The 16,336-nt window shown below is 40.3% G+C and carries 15 protein-coding genes; 9 read left to right on the top strand and 6 right to left on the bottom strand.

All coding sequences use genetic code 11. The features are described 5' to 3' along the window. Window positions 1-135 precede the first annotated feature (135 nt). The 6 genes from ACTWPF_RS12240 (at window position 136) to ACTWPF_RS12215 (ending at window position 6,149) form a co-directional block, all read left to right on the top strand. Window positions 136-459: a PadR family transcriptional regulator gene (locus tag ACTWPF_RS12240; RefSeq protein ID WP_036573624.1), complete on the top strand. Its 324-nt coding sequence runs from the start codon at window positions 136-138 to the stop codon at window positions 457-459. Continuing rightward, window positions 452-1,012 carry a DUF1700 domain-containing protein gene (locus ACTWPF_RS12235; protein ID WP_443149273.1) on the top strand — a complete coding sequence of 187 codons (561 nt, stop codon included), beginning with the start codon at window positions 452-454 and terminating at the stop codon, window positions 1,010-1,012. Before ACTWPF_RS12240 ends, ACTWPF_RS12235 begins: the two co-directional genes overlap by 8 nt. Further along, window positions 1,005-1,805 (top strand): DUF4097 family beta strand repeat-containing protein, encoded by an 801-nt coding sequence (locus ACTWPF_RS12230; protein WP_443149272.1) that lies wholly within the window; start codon window positions 1,005-1,007, stop codon window positions 1,803-1,805. The genes ACTWPF_RS12235 and ACTWPF_RS12230 overlap by 8 nt, the downstream gene beginning before the upstream one ends. A 73-nt stretch (window positions 1,806-1,878) precedes the next feature. Further along, window positions 1,879-2,073 (top strand): CsbD family protein, encoded by a 195-nt coding sequence (locus ACTWPF_RS12225; RefSeq protein ID WP_106896436.1) that lies wholly within the window; start codon window positions 1,879-1,881, stop codon window positions 2,071-2,073. Between the two features lie 191 nt (window positions 2,074-2,264). Continuing rightward, a complete protein-coding gene (locus ACTWPF_RS12220) occupies window positions 2,265-4,646 on the top strand; it encodes a polyprenyl synthetase family protein (RefSeq protein WP_443149271.1) in 2,382 nt (793 codons plus the stop codon). A 252-nt stretch (window positions 4,647-4,898) separates the two neighbouring features. Continuing rightward, complete coding sequence (locus ACTWPF_RS12215) at window positions 4,899-6,149, top strand: YeeE/YedE family protein (RefSeq protein WP_443149270.1); 1,251 nt, start codon at window positions 4,899-4,901, stop codon at window positions 6,147-6,149. A 79-nt stretch (window positions 6,150-6,228) separates the two neighbouring features. Here ACTWPF_RS12215 and ACTWPF_RS12210 read toward each other — a convergent pair whose 3' ends face one another. Together ACTWPF_RS12210 and ACTWPF_RS12205 are read right to left on the bottom strand one after the other, a co-directional pair. Beyond that, a complete protein-coding gene (locus ACTWPF_RS12210) occupies window positions 6,229-6,402 on the bottom strand; it encodes a YjzC family protein (RefSeq protein WP_081779352.1) in 174 nt (57 codons plus the stop codon). Window positions 6,403-6,502: 100 nt separating this feature from the next. Continuing rightward, on the bottom strand, window positions 6,503-7,240 hold the full coding sequence (locus tag ACTWPF_RS12205; protein WP_443149269.1) for a hypothetical protein: 738 nt from the start codon (window positions 7,238-7,240) through the stop codon (window positions 6,503-6,505). 155 nt (window positions 7,241-7,395) lie between these two features. Between ACTWPF_RS12205 and ACTWPF_RS12200 the strand changes: the two genes are divergently transcribed. Further along, complete coding sequence (locus ACTWPF_RS12200) at window positions 7,396-8,175, top strand: class I SAM-dependent methyltransferase (protein ID WP_443149268.1); 780 nt, start codon at window positions 7,396-7,398, stop codon at window positions 8,173-8,175. A gap of 62 nt (window positions 8,176-8,237) precedes the next feature. Here ACTWPF_RS12200 and ACTWPF_RS12195 read toward each other — a convergent pair whose 3' ends face one another. The 4 genes from ACTWPF_RS12195 to ACTWPF_RS12180 form a co-directional block, all read right to left on the bottom strand. After that, a complete protein-coding gene (locus ACTWPF_RS12195; RefSeq protein ID WP_443149267.1) occupies window positions 8,238-9,317 on the bottom strand; it encodes a glycosyltransferase in 1,080 nt (359 codons plus the stop codon). Window positions 9,318-9,512: 195 nt separating this feature from the next. Further along, the gene (locus ACTWPF_RS12190; protein ID WP_443149266.1) at window positions 9,513-11,081 is read right to left on the bottom strand and encodes an NTTRR-F1 domain; all 1,569 of its coding nucleotides are present in this window, start codon (window positions 11,079-11,081) and stop codon (window positions 9,513-9,515) included. A 125-nt stretch (window positions 11,082-11,206) separates the two neighbouring features. Beyond that, window positions 11,207-12,208 (bottom strand): glycosyltransferase, encoded by a 1,002-nt coding sequence (locus tag ACTWPF_RS12185; protein WP_443149265.1) that lies wholly within the window; start codon window positions 12,206-12,208, stop codon window positions 11,207-11,209. Between the two features lie 16 nt (window positions 12,209-12,224). Next, window positions 12,225-13,940, bottom strand: a complete 1,716-nt coding sequence (locus ACTWPF_RS12180) for a nucleotide sugar dehydrogenase (protein ID WP_443149264.1) — start codon at window positions 13,938-13,940, stop codon at window positions 12,225-12,227. Window positions 13,941-14,170: 230 nt separating this feature from the next. Here ACTWPF_RS12180 and ACTWPF_RS12175 point away from each other — a divergent pair, with 230 nt between their 5' ends. After that, window positions 14,171-15,283 carry a DegT/DnrJ/EryC1/StrS family aminotransferase gene (locus ACTWPF_RS12175; protein WP_379554718.1) on the top strand — a complete coding sequence of 371 codons (1,113 nt, stop codon included), beginning with the start codon at window positions 14,171-14,173 and terminating at the stop codon, window positions 15,281-15,283. Beyond that, on the top strand, window positions 15,277-16,335 hold the full coding sequence (locus ACTWPF_RS12170) for a Gfo/Idh/MocA family protein (protein ID WP_238021670.1): 1,059 nt from the start codon (window positions 15,277-15,279) through the stop codon (window positions 16,333-16,335). The genes ACTWPF_RS12175 and ACTWPF_RS12170 overlap by 7 nt, the downstream gene beginning before the upstream one ends. The last annotated feature ends 1 nt before the right edge of the window (window position 16,336 follow it).

Here is a 16,336-nt window from a genome sequence, read left to right as displayed (position 1 = left end):
CAAATATCTACGTTTTTATCAAATAACGAAAAAAGTATAAAATAGTACCTTGCATTAATTAGTAGTTAGTTGTATATTAAGTATATCGAGGTACTGTTCAATAAACAGTAGTGAAGAAAGAGGTGTGACTGGGAAGTGAATATACAATTTAAAAAAGGAGCCCTTGAGCTTTGTGTACTTGCCTTATTGGATAAACAAGATCGATATGGTTATGAATTAGTTCAAAGGATTTCTGACAATATTGCTATATCGGAGGGTTCCGTGTATCCGTTATTACGCAGACTTACCAAAGAAGCTTATTTTACAACCTATTTACAGGAGTCGAAAGAGGGACCTTCTCGCAAATATTACCATTTAACAGACCAGGGAAGGGATTATCTCCATCAATTAAATGAAGAATGGAAAGCATTTACTGAAGGTGTAAACGAATTATTAAGGGAGGTTGTTAGCGATGAGTAAAGAAGCTTTTATGAAAAAGTTAGAAAGGGCTTTAGTAAAGTTGCCTGTTGCTGAACGTCAAGACATACTAGAAGATTTTCATGAGCATTTCCATGTCGGAATGCAGGAAGGGAAAGACGAAGCTGAAATTGCAGCCGCTCTTGGCTCTCCTAATCAAATTGCTAAAGAACTATTGGCAACGTATTATTTAGATAGGGTTGGAGAAGAATCGAATGTCGGTAATGTCTTTAGAGCAGTTTGGGCAGTAATAGGGTTGGGATTTTTTAATCTCGTTGTAGTGCTTGGACCGTTTATTGCAGTGTTAGGATGTATTGTAGGGGGATGGACTGTAGGTGTTGCATTTATTGTGTCACCCATTCTTGTTCTACTTAATGTCATCATCTATCCAGATACTTTTAGGCTATTTGATTTATTCGCTTCTATTGGGCTTACCGGAGTTGGTTTATTCATTTCAATTGGAATGTTCTATGCAACGCGATTTATTGTGAAATTATTTATTCGCTATTTATCTTATAATGTCAAATTAGTGAAAGGTGGTTTAAAGCATGCCTAATTTTAAAAAGATCAGTATTATAGCATTAATTCTGTTGGGAATCGGGGTTATTGGTAGTGTGGTAACCTTTGCATCAAGTGATCGATCTGCAATCTCAGAATCAGAGAAATTTTCTGGTCAAGATGTGGAAAAGGTGGATGTTCAACTAAATAACCAAAAACTGTACGTGAAACCAAGCAAGTCTGATGAGATTATTGTAGAGCTTGAAGGAAAAGGAAATAATCCAGAAAAAGAACGTTTACAGGCTGAATTAGAAGGTGACACCTTACTTGTGAAAACGAGAGAGCGTGATAGAAAAATGTTCCGTTTTTTTGACTGGGGAGACAGCATGACCCTATCCATATACTTACCAGAAAAAGAATATACTGCCTTCAAGGTTGATATAAATAATGGAAGTATCAATGCGGAAAATATACAGGCAAAGGACTTTATCGCCAGCACGGATAACGGAAAAATTATGATCGAAGATATCCTTTCCGAGCGCGTTGACGTTGAATCTAATAACGGTAAAATTGAACTCGATAACGTGGAAGGCGAGTTGAACGGTAAAACAAACAATGGGGCGATCTCACTTGTTACAGAAAGTTTAGACCGTCCTATTCATCTAGCATCTGATAACGGGAAAATTAATGTTAAATCAAGTCAGGAGCCGACTAATGTAACATTTGATGTCCGAGTAGATAATGGGAGCATTGATATCTTTGGTGACTCAGATTGGGATACAGTTGTCGGAGATGGAGAAAACCGAGTTAAATTAACAACACATAATGGGAGTATTACAGTAGATCGCTAAGTTCCTGCTTAACTTTTAACATGTTTAATTATCTTCCATTTCGGAAATACGTTCTGTAAGGAGCGTGGTAAACATGAGTAAAAACGGATCTTCAGATAAAGTTAAAGGAGCAATAAGTAAAGCAAAAGGTGAGACAAAAGATCAGGTAGGTAATTTAACAGATAATAAAAAAATGCAAGCAGAAGGAAAAAAAGATAAAGCAAAAGGTGAATTTCAGGATACTGCTGGTGAAGCAAAGCAGAACAGTAACAATCGTTATGAAAGATAACGTACGGAAAGGGCGGAGTCGATGAGGCTTCGCCTTTTCATTAGTTTAAAATAATATGCTTCGTAGTCGAAAGTATTAAATAAGAGCTTTTCAAATAAATTGCTATAATAATAAGGTATATTCAGGTACATTTTGTTAGTATTATAAGTAAATAGGATCGAAGAGAAATAAAGAAGATGAGGGAACTTCATATGAGAGAGGAAACACGTACAGCACCTAATATAAAAGACGCTAGTTACGCAATGCATGAAAAGAAAGCAATTGCGTATTTTCAACATCTTACAGCCCATTTGGAAGGGAAGAAACATCTTACAGCATTAAAAGAAGATTTTAATATCTGGAAGAGACGACATGTTAAACGGTTTTCCTTTACCTCTAAATATTTTGATGAGAAAAAAAGCAAGCACCTACTACATTATCATCACTACATTCAGTGGCTTGATAAAAGAGGGAAGCTTTATGACTATTTGGACCGTAGCATTTACTACATTTATATGCGAGACATTGGAAGAGCCTTGCATGACAAAGAAACACAAGAAAAAGTCAGTCGTTCTGTAGAAAGCATCCGCCAGCAGATATTGGGTGAAAAGGACAACAACCAGCTGAACGCATTCAACATGGTTGAAATCTACCGTTGGGCTCAAAAAGAGAATGTGGAATCAAGTTTAATCTGGGTAATAGATAAATTAAAGGATATAACCGCAACCATTCCTAAAGAGCTTGATCCAACGGAAACAAGAAGGAAACTGATTAAAATTATCGGTGGTGTCGTCATACAGGAGCTGGATGAATTGGATACAAGGGTTCTTCCTGCCACACGTGCAAAACGATTAGACCGTGCCATTCGACTTGGCTATGCGTATGGACTGACTTACCCATTTATTGATGACATATTGGACTCGAGTTTACTTACAAACGAAGAAAAGAAAGACTATGCTGCAATTATACGCCAGACACTGTTAACAGGGGTGGTACCAGCATTATCTGTCTGGCTTAAACAGACTTACTCGTTTATGGAATTTGTCCATACCGAATTAAAAGACGCCTTTGAATATATAAGAACACAACATTCTAAGGAAGCTTGGGGAAATTTTCTGGAACAATCCTTTGTTTTCTTTCAGTCACAGGAACATGATCGAGAAAAAGATTTAGCTGTAGAAACCTATACAAACAGTGACCTGTATGTCCCAATTATTCTTAAATCAGCGTCCTCCCGTTTGATTGTGCGTTCATTAATAGACGCTAACGAGGATCAGCAAATAAATGAACAAACATTTTATTATGGTATTTATAACCAGTTGTCAGATGATTTTGCTGATATGTTTAATGACATGGAGGCGGGGTCAGTCACTCCCTATACGTACTATCTTAAGTATCATGAAAAGCGAAAAGACTTGATTAACCCTTTCGAATTGTATTGGACAGTCATCTCATATCTCATCCACCATGTGTATCAATCAGATGATAAAACACGAGAAGTTATCCTCTCCAGAGCAATTAATGGCTTAAAGCGGTTTAAGAAAAAGTGGGGAGAACAAAAGTATGAAGAAATAATGAAGCTTTTTGGTGTTGAGCCCGAATTTAATGATGAAATTCAGCTTATGGTTAGGAAAGCAACAGATGTGGAGTTTTTTGATAAACTTCTGCGTGATCAAATGATAGACGACTTTAAAAATCAAAAGAAGGAAAAGAAAGCATTCACTGATTCAGTAAGAAAAATACGTGATACGATTAATAGTATGTTACCACTCACACCATCTAGATCAAATTCCTTATTTGATGATCCCATTACAGAGGCCGCGAATTATAGCCTGGAAAGTGGAGGCAAAAGACTACGTCCTGTGATGACATGGGTAATGGCAGTGGAAGAGTATAATATGGATCCTGCTACAATTGCGCCTCTTTTAAAGTCTCTTGAATATATGCATACCGCCTCGCTAATTTATGATGATTTGCCAGCACAAGATAATGCTTCTTTACGCAGGGGCCGACCCACTCTTCACGAAGTGTATAACACAGCAAATGCTGAGTTAGCAGGAATTTTTCTAACCCAACATGCAGTTGCCAATCAAGCATCGCTTGCTGGATTTGATCAAACTGCAATTCTTCAACTTATATACTATTCCTCCATAGTTGCTACCGATATGTGCAGGGGGCAGGCGATAGACCTTAGTTCTAGAGGAAAAACACTGACAGTTGAAGAACTGACAGAGATGTGTTTTTATAAAACTGGAATTGGCTTCGAAGCCTCTTTAATCATGCCGGCTATATTGGCTGGTAAAGATGAGTTGGAAAAAGAAAAATTAAAGTTTTTCGCTAAGCATGCAGGCATAGCCTTTCAAATTAAAGACGACATTTTAGATGTCGAAGGTGAGAGTACCCAAACCGGCAAAAATACAAGGCAAGATTTGGCAAATCATAATGCTACATTTGTCTCTGTTCTAGGGCTTAATGAAGCCAAAAAACTGATGTGGGATCATTACTGTAATGCAGCGGAAGCGTTACAGGGTATTAAGCAAAACAGTACTTTTTTGAAGCAACTATTAGATTATGTAATTAACCGAGAAAATTAATGATGAAAGGACTTCTCCAGAAGATTGGAGAAGTCCTTTTTTATAAAAATGTGGAAAAAGTAGCTTGGTCCTGGATTTTTACGCTACTGAACATTGCTGTGATTTCTATAGATTAAGTGGTAATTCGTAAACTCTCCTTGACTAAACAATTAACTTAAGACAATTTACTTTATTGACATAAATTTATTCAGCACGTATTATAATAAAATAATCATTAATCCCGACTAAATTAATCGGAAAAGGGTGTATTAAATGTCAACATATGTTCAACCAGTAAATGAAGTGAAGGATCCTATAAAAAAAGAAGATTCAAATTTAAATAAGCCACAAACACCACAAATCATCGGTGGGTTGGTTGTTAGTGCAATTCTCTTAGTCTATTTATTATTTAGCCAAGAAGCCGTGCAGCCGTTATTACTTGTCATTGGTATCTTGCTTGGCTATACATTATTTCATGCGCGTTTTGGTTTTACCTCTGCATTTCGCAGACTAGCATCAGTTGGAAACGGGCAAGCCTTACGGGCGCATATGCTTATGTTGGCAGTAGCTGTTACCTTGTTTGCACCTATTTTAGCCTTCGGACTTTCTTTCTTTGGCGGAGAAGTATCTGGTTATGTGTCTCCAGTAGGTATTAGTTTACTTGTGGGTGCTTTTTTATTTGGTATAGGTATGCAGCTTGGTGGTGGATGTGCCTCAGGAACCTTGTATGCTGTAGGGGGCGGTAGATCGGTTATGTTTGTAACATTACTGTTCTTTATTGTCGGTTCCACGGTTGGCGCATATCATCTTCCTTTCTGGACAGAGGATCTACCTTCGTTTGAGCCAGTCTCCTTGGCAACTTCCACTGGGTTGGGTTATGGTGGCGCATGGGCAGTATCCATTCTACTTTTTGGTGTAATTGCTTGGATTACATTAGTAATTGAAAGAAGAAGGAAGGCTCCGAAAATGGCTCCCCTACCTTCAACAAGTGGCTGGAAAAGAATATTTAGAGGCTCTTGGCCATTATTTGTTGCGGCTATTGTTCTTGCAGTACTTAATGCTTTAACCCTTATGACACGTGGTACACCTTGGGGCGTTACCTCCGCATTTGCGCTATGGGGTTCAAAGGTTGCGCAGTTTTTTGGTGTTGATGTTGCAAGTTGGGGTTATTGGCAAGGTAATGTCGAAGCCTTAAATGCATCGATCTTTACAGATTCTACTACTGTACTTAATTTAGGCGTTATTTTAGGTGCCTTTTTGGCATCAGCTGCTGGAGGATTATTTAAGTTTTCCAAACTGAACCTTAAAAATGTCGCTGCAGCAATTATTGGTGGTCTGCTGATGGGATATGGTGCACGTCTTGCTTTTGGGTGTAATATTGGAGCTTACTTTGGTGGCATTGCATCCTTTAGTCTCCATGGTTATATTTGGGGAATTCTAGCACTTGGAGGCACATTTGTAGCCTTGTATTTACGTCCATTATTCGGACTATCTGTTCCCAAATCGAAGGATTCCTTCTGTTAGTATTGAGAAGTCAATGATACGGTAATAAAACAAGCACCATGCCTGTAATTTTGGCATGGTGCTTGTTTACATTTAATCATTATTTTTCCCTAGTCCACACTCTGTTTTGATTCATAGTCTCTGGAAACTTTTCGCCGGCTTTTAACTCTATAAATTGAGGATCATTGACATTACTTCCTGTTTCCCCAATTTCACGGTAGATACCATTGTTTGGCACCTTTTGGCCTGAACGGAAATGGCTGTATTCACCCATAACTACGCCTCCTTGTTAACGTTTTTTCTTAGTATATCAAGTTATACAGTCATCATACATTTATATAAGTATTTAACGACTGAGGGCGATCGTTGCTTTTTTAAGATACAGAGGCAGTCATTTCCAGCGCATCAAGTGGCACACGGGTTGTCTGAAGACGATAGATCATATTATCCTCCTGCCACCTCACGTCCACTGATACTTCATTTCCGCCTTGAGGGTAATCTATATAGACAATCCCTTTTTCCTCGGGAGCAGGAAGCATATGGGTCTCAAGGTACTCCACTATTTTCTTTGCAATACCAGCATGATCCATCTCATCCTGAGTTAGAGAACTAATACTCAATAACCAATTGCCTTCTTCCCAGCTAAAATACTGATGTCCGGTTGCTCCTTCACCATATCCTGTGATCCCATGGCCTAAATTAACTGCGCCTTCTTCAAACGGTCCTACTTTTTTTCCGTTAGAGAATTCCTCAATGGCTTGTATAGCTTCTTCTGAAGAGGCGTATTGTTTACCGGAAAAACTGCCAACTTTTTCCGCCTCCGCGTTATAGGATACTTTGTACTCTTTCTCCTTATTTATCTCAATAGAAGGACTCACTTCCCTCTTTGGAAATGCAGTGGGCAACTTAACATTAGATTCGGACATTTTGAGCTCATTTTCATAGGAACTTGATTTTTCCTTATTAACTTTTGTATTAGAGGTGGAACTATCTTCTGCGGATGGGGATGATTCTCTATCTTTTGACGTTTCAGTGGGGTGCTCTTGATCACCACTACATGCGGTAATGAAAAGTGCGAGCACACCTGTAACGAAAAATACTCGTAATTTCATTAACAATGTCAGTCCTTTCTGGATGTTTCTTGAAATCTTTTCCCTATAGGGTGAAATCTAAACAGATGATAAGCAATTGTTATCGAGAAGGATTTCTAATAAGTATTATATTTATACAGAAAGAATCTGTAGAATAAAGTGGGGGAGGGAAGCTGATGGCGATTCATTTTCATGACGAGCAAAATAAAAATAGTTACACAACAAGGATAGCAGACAAACAATGGATTACATTGATAAAACAGTTATTAAATGGGCAATGGATTCAGCAGGCAGCAGATATTGGTTGTGGGGGAGGAATTTATAGCAAAGCTCTCTGTACACTTGGTATACCGAAAGTGGTTGGAGTGGATTATTCTGAACCAATGCTAGCGGCAGCACGTGAAAATTGTCTTGACTACCCACAGATTCAATTTTTACATGGGGATGCCACTGCACTAAACATAGCTCCTAATAAGATGGACTTGGTGCTTGAAAGGGCATTAATTCACCACCTATCTGAATTGAGGAGCAGTTTTACTGAAGTAAATAGAGTGTTGAAAAAAGGTGGAGTGTTTATTATTCAGGACCGTACTATGGAAGATGTCTTTAGAGAAGGAAATGAAGAGCATATAAGAGGATGGTTTTTTGCGAGATTTCCTCATCTTAAGGAAATAGAAAATGCTAGACGCTTTGCATCAAGTGAAGTGAGAACTACCCTTGAGGAAACTGGCTTCAAAATTGTTGAGGAGAGAAAGCTTTTGGAGACAAGGCGAGTTTATAAATCGAAAGAAGACTTGGGAGAGGATCTAAGACAGCGAACGGGTCGCTCTATCCTCTATCACCTTTCTGATTCGCAGCTTAAAGTGTTAGTGGATTATATTAGCAGCCGTTTACCTATGCATAAAGAGATAAGGGAAAAAGATTATTGGACAGTGTGGAAAGCGGTTAAAGTCTGATCGAAACTAAGCCTTTTTGTTAACTATGTAGCTAAACTCACTCTAAGTGAGTTTAGAGGAACTTAGTTATTAGTTAATTTTTTCTCAAGCAATTCTTTGTTAAATAGTATCTTTTCATCATCTGGTCTGTAATTCCTTGCCTTTTCATTATGTTCATATGCTTTGTCGAATTGCTGAAGATTATAATAGCATACACATAGTTGTAGATGGGGGTACCACGTCGCATACACGGGGTAAGTGAAGCTCCATCTGTTTGGGTCATCTTCTAGTTCAATTGCAGTTTTATACCAATAGACCGCCTGGTTATATTCTCTTTTTTTCTGATAGTGATAGCCAATACGACTGCAGGATTCGGGGCGAGGTGTTTTAGAAAATCGAAAGGATTCGTAGAGGGAAGCAATTTCCTTATCTGACTCATCCAAATAACGATAACAGTCTGCGCGATTAATACAGGCATAGACTTTATCTTCAATCCATCCTTGTTCCGTTTCAATATTTTTCGTATAGCTTTCAATTGCCTGCTCATAATGGCCATTTTCCCGCAGCTCATTACCATAATAGAAATGGTCCCTAGCAGTAAATGTTTCTTTGTTTTCAATCCTTTTTTTATATATGGAAAGAGTTCGGCCAGCAGCATGATGCTCCTTTTTATGGGTCACGCCTACGTCAGAGGTGATAATTTTCCCGTGTACATTTAAATAATTGTGTGCATCTCCTTCCCAACGATATTGGCGTTCCGTTTTTAATAAGCGATGCGTTCTATATTTTAAGGTCACATTTCCATACGTGTCCATACCAGCATTGTAATACATAGAAACAGAATCAACTGATGGATCAAGTTCTTCTTTTAGCTTTTTTAGTTTCTTTTGATCTTCCTCCAAGACTACATCATCAGCGTCTAAATAAAGAATATAGTCCTTTGTAGCATACTTAAATGACTCATTCCGTGCATCTTTAAAGCTCCCCGTCCATTCAAAAAAATATATTCTATCCGTGTATTTTTTCGCTATCTCTAGTGTTCGATCTGTTGAGCCTGTATCCACAATATTTATCTCATCGACAATATCTTTAACGGTGTCAAGACACCTTCCTAATAGTTTTTCTTCATTCTTCACGATCATACATAGACTAATGCTTACCATACCCTTCACTCCTTTTCACTTCCTGAACATTTCACATGTACTAATATATTATAAATTCTTTTATAAAGATTGGATTAACATCTTCTTTTTAAGAAAGAGTGCGTACATTTTTTGGGTAAAACCCAATACAATATTGAAAACTTTAAAACGTGAGAAAAAGAAGGTACTTTGAGTAAAGTACCTTCTTGAGTAAACTTAAGGTCCAGTAGGTCCAGTAGGTCCAGTAGGTCCAGTTGGCCCGGTCGGCCCGGTCGGCCCGGTCGGCCCAGTAGGTCCCGTAGCGCCTGTGACGCCGGTAGGTCCCGTAGCACCTGTGATGCCTGTAGCGCCTGTGACGCCAGTAGGTCCCGTAGCACCTGTGATGCCTGTAGCGCCTGTGACGCCGGTAGGTCCCGTAGCACCTGTGATGCCTGTAGCGCCTGTGACGCCGGTAGGTCCCGTAGCACCAGTAGCGCCTGTGATGCCAGTAGGTCCCGTAGCACCCGTGACACCGGTAGCGCCGGTAACACCCGTAGGTCCCGTAGCACCAGTAGGTCCGGTAGGTCCCGTAGCACCCGTGACACCGGTAGCGCCGGTAACACCCGTAGGTCCCGTAGCACCAGTAACACCAGTAACACCCGTAGGTCCCGTAGCACCAGTAACGCCAGTAGGCCCCGTAGCACCCGTGATGCCCGTAGCGCCTGTGACGCCAGTAGGTCCAGTAACGCCAGTAGCACCAGTAGCGCCCGTGACGCCGGTAGGTCCAGTAACGCCTGTGACGCCGGTAGGTCCCGTAGCACCCGTGATGCCCGTAGCGCCTGTGACGCCGGTAGGTCCCGTAGCGCCCGTGACGCCAGTAGGTCCCGTAGCGCCGGTAACACCCGTAGGTCCCGTAGCACCAGTAACGCCAGTAGGCCCCGTAGCACCCGTGACGCCAGTAGGTCCCGTAGCGCCGGTAACACCCGTAGGTCCCGTAGCACCAGTAACGCCAGTAGGCCCCGTAGCACCCGTGACGCCAGTAGCACCAGTAGCGCCCGTGACGCCGGTAGGCCCAGTAACGCCAGTAGCACCGGTAACACCCGTAGCCCCAGTAACACCAGTAGGTCCAGTAGCGCCGGTAACACCAGTAGGTCCAGTAGCACCAGTAGCGCCGGTAACACCAGTAGGTCCAGTAGCACCAGTAGCGCCGGTAACACCAGTAGGTCCAGTAGCACCTGTGACACCAGTAGGTCCTGTAGCACCCGTAGGTCCAGTAGGTCCTATTGGCCCGGTTGGCCCTGTAGGTCCTGGGGTTCCATCTCCACCTTCACCATCAAAATCAAGCAGGGCTACGTCGTCAACTAAGACGGGAGATGAGAGTAAGCTTCCAAAAGGCTTGCTGATTTCAACTCTAGCCTGTGTAGCGGTTTCAGGTGCTTCTCCAGTAACATGATAAATTTCCTGCCAGTCGTTATTTGCAGCATTCGGTAAACTTCCTCTAACAATTTCTACATCCAGCCCCAATCCTACTTCCATATTTAGTTCATTTAAGAAGTATACACGAAGAATAATTTGGGGACTGCCGAAAGTACCAAATCTACCTAAGGATACGAGAAACTGAAAACTATCACCAGGTGTAATCGGCACCACCTGGCTAAGACTTGATGCAGCTATACCGCTTCTCAGTACAGCTGCATAACTTCCAGAATGGGGATTTGATGTTGTAACATAACTATTTTCTGCACTCCATTCTGCTAGAGTGCCAGATTCAAATCCACCATTTAATAACAGATTCGTAACAGCCATTTTAATCCTCCTTTTCTTTACTAAGGTTCCAACCATGGAACTCTCTATATTCTATGTGCGATAAAAATTAATGAGTGAGTCAAACTATCTGATATGAGCGCACATTTATACTTAATAGAGTTACCCTAGACGATTGGTCCATCAAGGAGGGGAGAGATGTAACCTAAGAATTGTTCCGCACGTTTTTGGTTGTTATGATTTGAATGAACTAGTTGATAGCCATTTCTAGCAATACGTACTCTCTCCTCTTCATTGGCGAGATAGTAGGCCGTTTTTTCCGTAATGTTTTCAGTAGTGCATGCCACAAAGTTCTCTCCATCTACGAAACCTAATGCTTCCACGTCTTCATTCGTTTCCGCGAGCAATAGTGTGTTACAGGCGGGTGCTTCGAAAAATTTTAATACGGCGACACCACCAACATTACTCCGACTGCCGCATGTATAAAAAATCTTGGACCGATTCAGCTCTTTAGCGTATTTTTTATTAACCATTAAATGGTTTGACTGTCTTACTAAATGGCCGGGATGTGGATGAAAGACAAAACGAGGATCATCGCGCATCTCATTAAAAACAGCATCACGGAACGCATACCTACCTTTTGAGGGAACTTTTATTGGTAATTGGTGCTTTCCTTGATTAGCTTTACTTACATAAACTAGCCCCATAAGCAGTGCGTCAATCGTTTTATCTAGCTTCCAATCCTTCATTACGTCTGGATTGATTGCCCAGGGGAGCCATCGTAATTTATCTTCATATTCAGGGAAAACCCGTAGAAAGGGATGCATCGTAGCAGAAAAGACTAAATCGATCTTGTTTTCCTCAATATACTTTTTTCTTTCTTCTGGTCTCCAATGAAGATCTATCACATAGCAACCTTTTGGTATCTCCACATCTCTTAAACCATTAATTTTTGGTGATAGTCCATAATTCCACGCTATATCATAGTGAAAAATAAAATCTGGTTTTACTTGAATATTTTGTATAATATCCCTAATGTCTCCATCGTTATGCCAATAATGGACCTCCGCTACGTTTTCGAAGGCTTTAATGGTATCCATTTTAGGTTTATGCTTCGGGTACATCCAGAATGGTTTAACCAACACGAGTATAATTGGTTTCTTTTGCAACTTGCTTCCTCCTTTCTTATAAATGCCAGTGCACCGTATTATCAGGGATATAACTGGAAGGGACCGCAGACTTGATATCCAAAACAATAGACTTCTCCTTCAATATATTGTTTAGTTGCCCCCAATCAAAAACATTATGAGGGACAGTGATAATCACGATATCTGCTTTTTCCAATTCAGGAAATGGTGTGTTGCTTATTCCATACATATCCTTGACCATACTAGAATCAATATGTGGATCACATAATTGTACGGATAATCCTAGGTGAAGAAGTTTTTCTAATATGGAAAGAGCCTTGGAGTTTCGCATATCCCCGATGTTTTCTTTAAAGGTCGCTCCAAGAATCGTTATTTTTAAGTTGTTAAAAGGAAGCTGATTCTTAATGATCTGTTGCATTACTGTATTCGTTATATGGTCGACCATCGACTCGTTCACTTCTCTTGCGGCAGTTAGAAAGTTTGGCTCATAACCAGCTAACTTTGACTTATGAATGAGATAATAGGGGTCAACCCCAATACAGTGTCCACCTACGAGTCCCGGGGTGAAAGATAAAAAATTCCACTTCGTCCCAGCTGCTTCTAAAACATCCTTAGTTGGTACGTTCAGTTGGTTAAATATATGTGACAGCTCATTCATAAAAGCGATGTTAATGTCACGTTGGGTGTTTTCTACTACTTTTGCTGCTTCAGCTACTTTAATAGAGCTGGCTTTGTACACGTTTGCTTCGATGACACCTTGATAGAGATGATAAAGCCACTCGGTTACATAGACACTCTGACCTGCTACTACTTTTGGGATCGTTTTAAACGTATGCTCCTTATCGCCTGGGTTAATTCTTTCTGGAGAATAACCAATAAAGAAATCCTTACCCACCTTTAATTTGGATGTGTTTTCTAAGATTGGGCAACAAATTTCCTCCGTGGCTCCCGGATATACGGTTGATTCGTAAACGACAACAGTTTCTGGAGCAAGGTTCTCTCCTATTAACTGGGAAGCTGCCTCCAAGTATGAAAAATCTGGTTCATTGGAAGCTGAAATTGGAGTTGGCACGGCGACCACAATACATGCACAATTACGAAGATTTTTGGCATCTGTAGTGAACTCGATCTGTGCTTGGGCTAAGGCTTCTGCAGAAAATTGTTTGGACGGATCCTTTCCGCTTTTTAATTTGACTATCTTTTTATCATCTACGTCGAACCCTATTACACGATGTTTTTCTGAAAATCCTACTGCAACAGGGAGTCCAACATATCCCAGACCTACCACGCCAATCATTTCCGTTTCATTTAATAAGATCTCTTTTCTGACCTTGCCATGGGAAAGGGGGTGAACCAAATAACGTAGAAGCTGATTAACTAATTTGTCTCCGGTAAGTTCTGTATCGGTCTTGAGATTAGAATGATTGCGGATTACAAATTCAATCGTAGAGTTGCTTCCTCTCATTACTGATTGTAAACCCAACACTTCAGCGGGGGGGATACCTTCCATTTTGTCATGAATTAAAAACAATTGATTAATCTTCAGGCTACTCGACTGAATTTTTTCAAGTAGCTCAAAATTGGACTGCTTGGCCGATTGCCTACCAAATAAAAACAGAATGATAGAAACAACACCGTGTTGGTCATCGAATTCTGTAATTTCAAATCCTGTTTTGGCTAATTTTTGAGATACATATTGTGACAATTGACTAGTTTCCCTAATCATTATTAATGGTTCTAAATTTGTTGTCATAAACATTATCCTTTCAGCAAATCTAATATTTGTATATGCCGTAGGACAAGGGAGAGTTCGGGAGAGATAGCGAAAAGAGGCTCTTTCATATTAAATGGATGAGTTGGCTGATAGGCATGTGCGAGTGCATAATTCTTCTACTCCGTGGCGGTTGCCGTTCAATGCGGTATAAACCTTGAATACGATGTTAGGAAGTTGTTTGATTAACTATAATGTAAAGGAAGATGCTTATGATCCCAATAACTGACCCAAAACGGCAATTTGCTGCCTTGGAAGCAGATATCTTTAAAAAAATGAAGAATGTCCTAGAGAAGGGTAACTTTATTTCTGGAGAAAATGTAAAAGAGCTGGAAACAGTTATAGCGAATAGACTAGGAGTTAAAGAGGCTATTGCTGTTGGCAATGGAACGGATGCGCTCGTGCTTACATTGCATGCATATGGAATTGGACCAGGAGACGAAGTGATTACTACACCGTTTAGTTTTTTTGCAACTGCTGAAGCGATAAGTAGAGTTGGTGCAACGCCAGTCTTCGCAGATATTGACCAAATTACTTTTACTCTTGATCCAATAAAGGTAAGTGAGAAAATTTCTAAGAGAACGAAAGCCATTTTACCAGTTCACCTTTTCGGTCAATCAGCAGATATGCAAGAATTAAATAATTTAGCAAAACAACACGACCTCCATGTAATCGAAGATGCTTGCCAGGCTTTTGGAGCGGTCTATCAAGGGAGAGAGGTTGGTAGTTTAGGAGATGTTGCATGTTTTTCGTTTTTTCCTACGAAAAATTTATCGACAATAGGCGATGGAGGGATGGTGACAACCTCTGACACAGAAGTAGCAAAGCGAATTCGCGAGTTAAAAACACATGGCAGTAACCGAAAATACTATCATAACGAAATTGGCTATAACAGCAGGCTGGATGAAATCCATGCAGCTATTTTATTATGCTGTTTGCAACATATAGATGACTGGAATGAGAAGCGTAGGGAGTGGGCTGTTCGCTATCAGCAAAGGTTACAAACCTTAACCTGTATCAAGCTTCCAATTGCTAAAGCGGATCGCCAGCATGTTTATCATTTATACGCTATCGGTACAGATAAGCGCGATAGTTTAATAGAACAACTAACCTCAAAGAAAATCCAAACCGGTATTTATTATCCGCAATGTATTCATTTACAAAAGGCTTACGAACATCTATCTTACCGTGAAGGTGATTTTCCAATAGCAGAGAAATTGTCAAGGCGGTTACTTGCGTTGCCGTTATTTCCATTTATGACAGAAACAGAACAAGATGACGTAATAGCTGCATTAGAGGAATTTCAGGTGATGCACTCATGCTAAAAATCGGCATTATTGGCTGTGGATATATAGCAGGAAAGCATGTATCGACTATCTCAAGAATAAATGGTCTGCAACTTAATGCAGTAAGTGACATTAATCATGAAAGCATGGATAGGATATTGGTAGATTACTATAGACAACTCGATAAGAAACGAACAGTCTCTCGCTATGTGGATTACCAAGCTTTATTAGCTGATCCTACAATTGATATTGTGGTGGTAGCATTGCTGTCTGGGCTCCATGCTACTGTTGCAAAACAGGCGATCAAGCAAGGTAAGCATGTTATTTTAGAAAAACCAGTAGCTCTCTCTATAAAAGAGGCAGATGAGCTACTAGCTTTGTCACAGAAGACCGGAAGGAAGGTGCTTGTTTGTCATCAGTTACGTTATCGTCCACTTTTACAAAGGCTTCAAGAAATGGTGGCGGAAGGAGATTTTGGTAAGCCTTACTTTGCCGTAAGTTCGCTTCGTCTTCATAGATCACTTGCTTATTACCAAAATTCAAATTGGAAGGGAACCTGGGATAAAGATGGGGGGATGCTTGTTAACCAAGGAATTCATATGGTAGATCAGCTTCTTTGGACAATGGGTCAAGTGAAATCGGTCTACGGAGAACTTGATAAAGCTATACAGACGAAGGATACGGAGGATATTGCGACAGGGATAATACAATTTAATAGTGGTGGCAGAGGATTAATTGAAGCAAACACTATAACAACCCCGAAAAACCTCGGGTATCAGCTGACTGTTTTTGGGGATAAGGGGTCCTTTTCCATCGGTGGAGAGCAGTTTAATAAACTAACCCACTATTATTCTGAAAAACAACAGGATGTAGATGACCTTTATGCTTTAGCAACAGATATGGATGAACATTATTACATGTATCAAGATTTTATGGGAGCCATTTTAGATAACAGGCAGCCAAAGGTATCGCTAGTGGAAGGCAAGCAAGCGCTGGAAGCCATTTTTGCTTTATACCGAGCACATAGGACGAAGTCACCTATCGATTTGCCTCTAAAGGACTTCAGTACAAAAGAAATGGGAGGAAAATAAA

Source organism: Oceanobacillus sp. M65, assembly GCF_052246275.1.
GTDB lineage: Bacteria > Bacillota > Bacilli > Bacillales > Amphibacillaceae > Oceanobacillus_B > Oceanobacillus_B jordanicus.
This window is presented reverse-complemented; position numbering and strand designations above follow the sequence as displayed.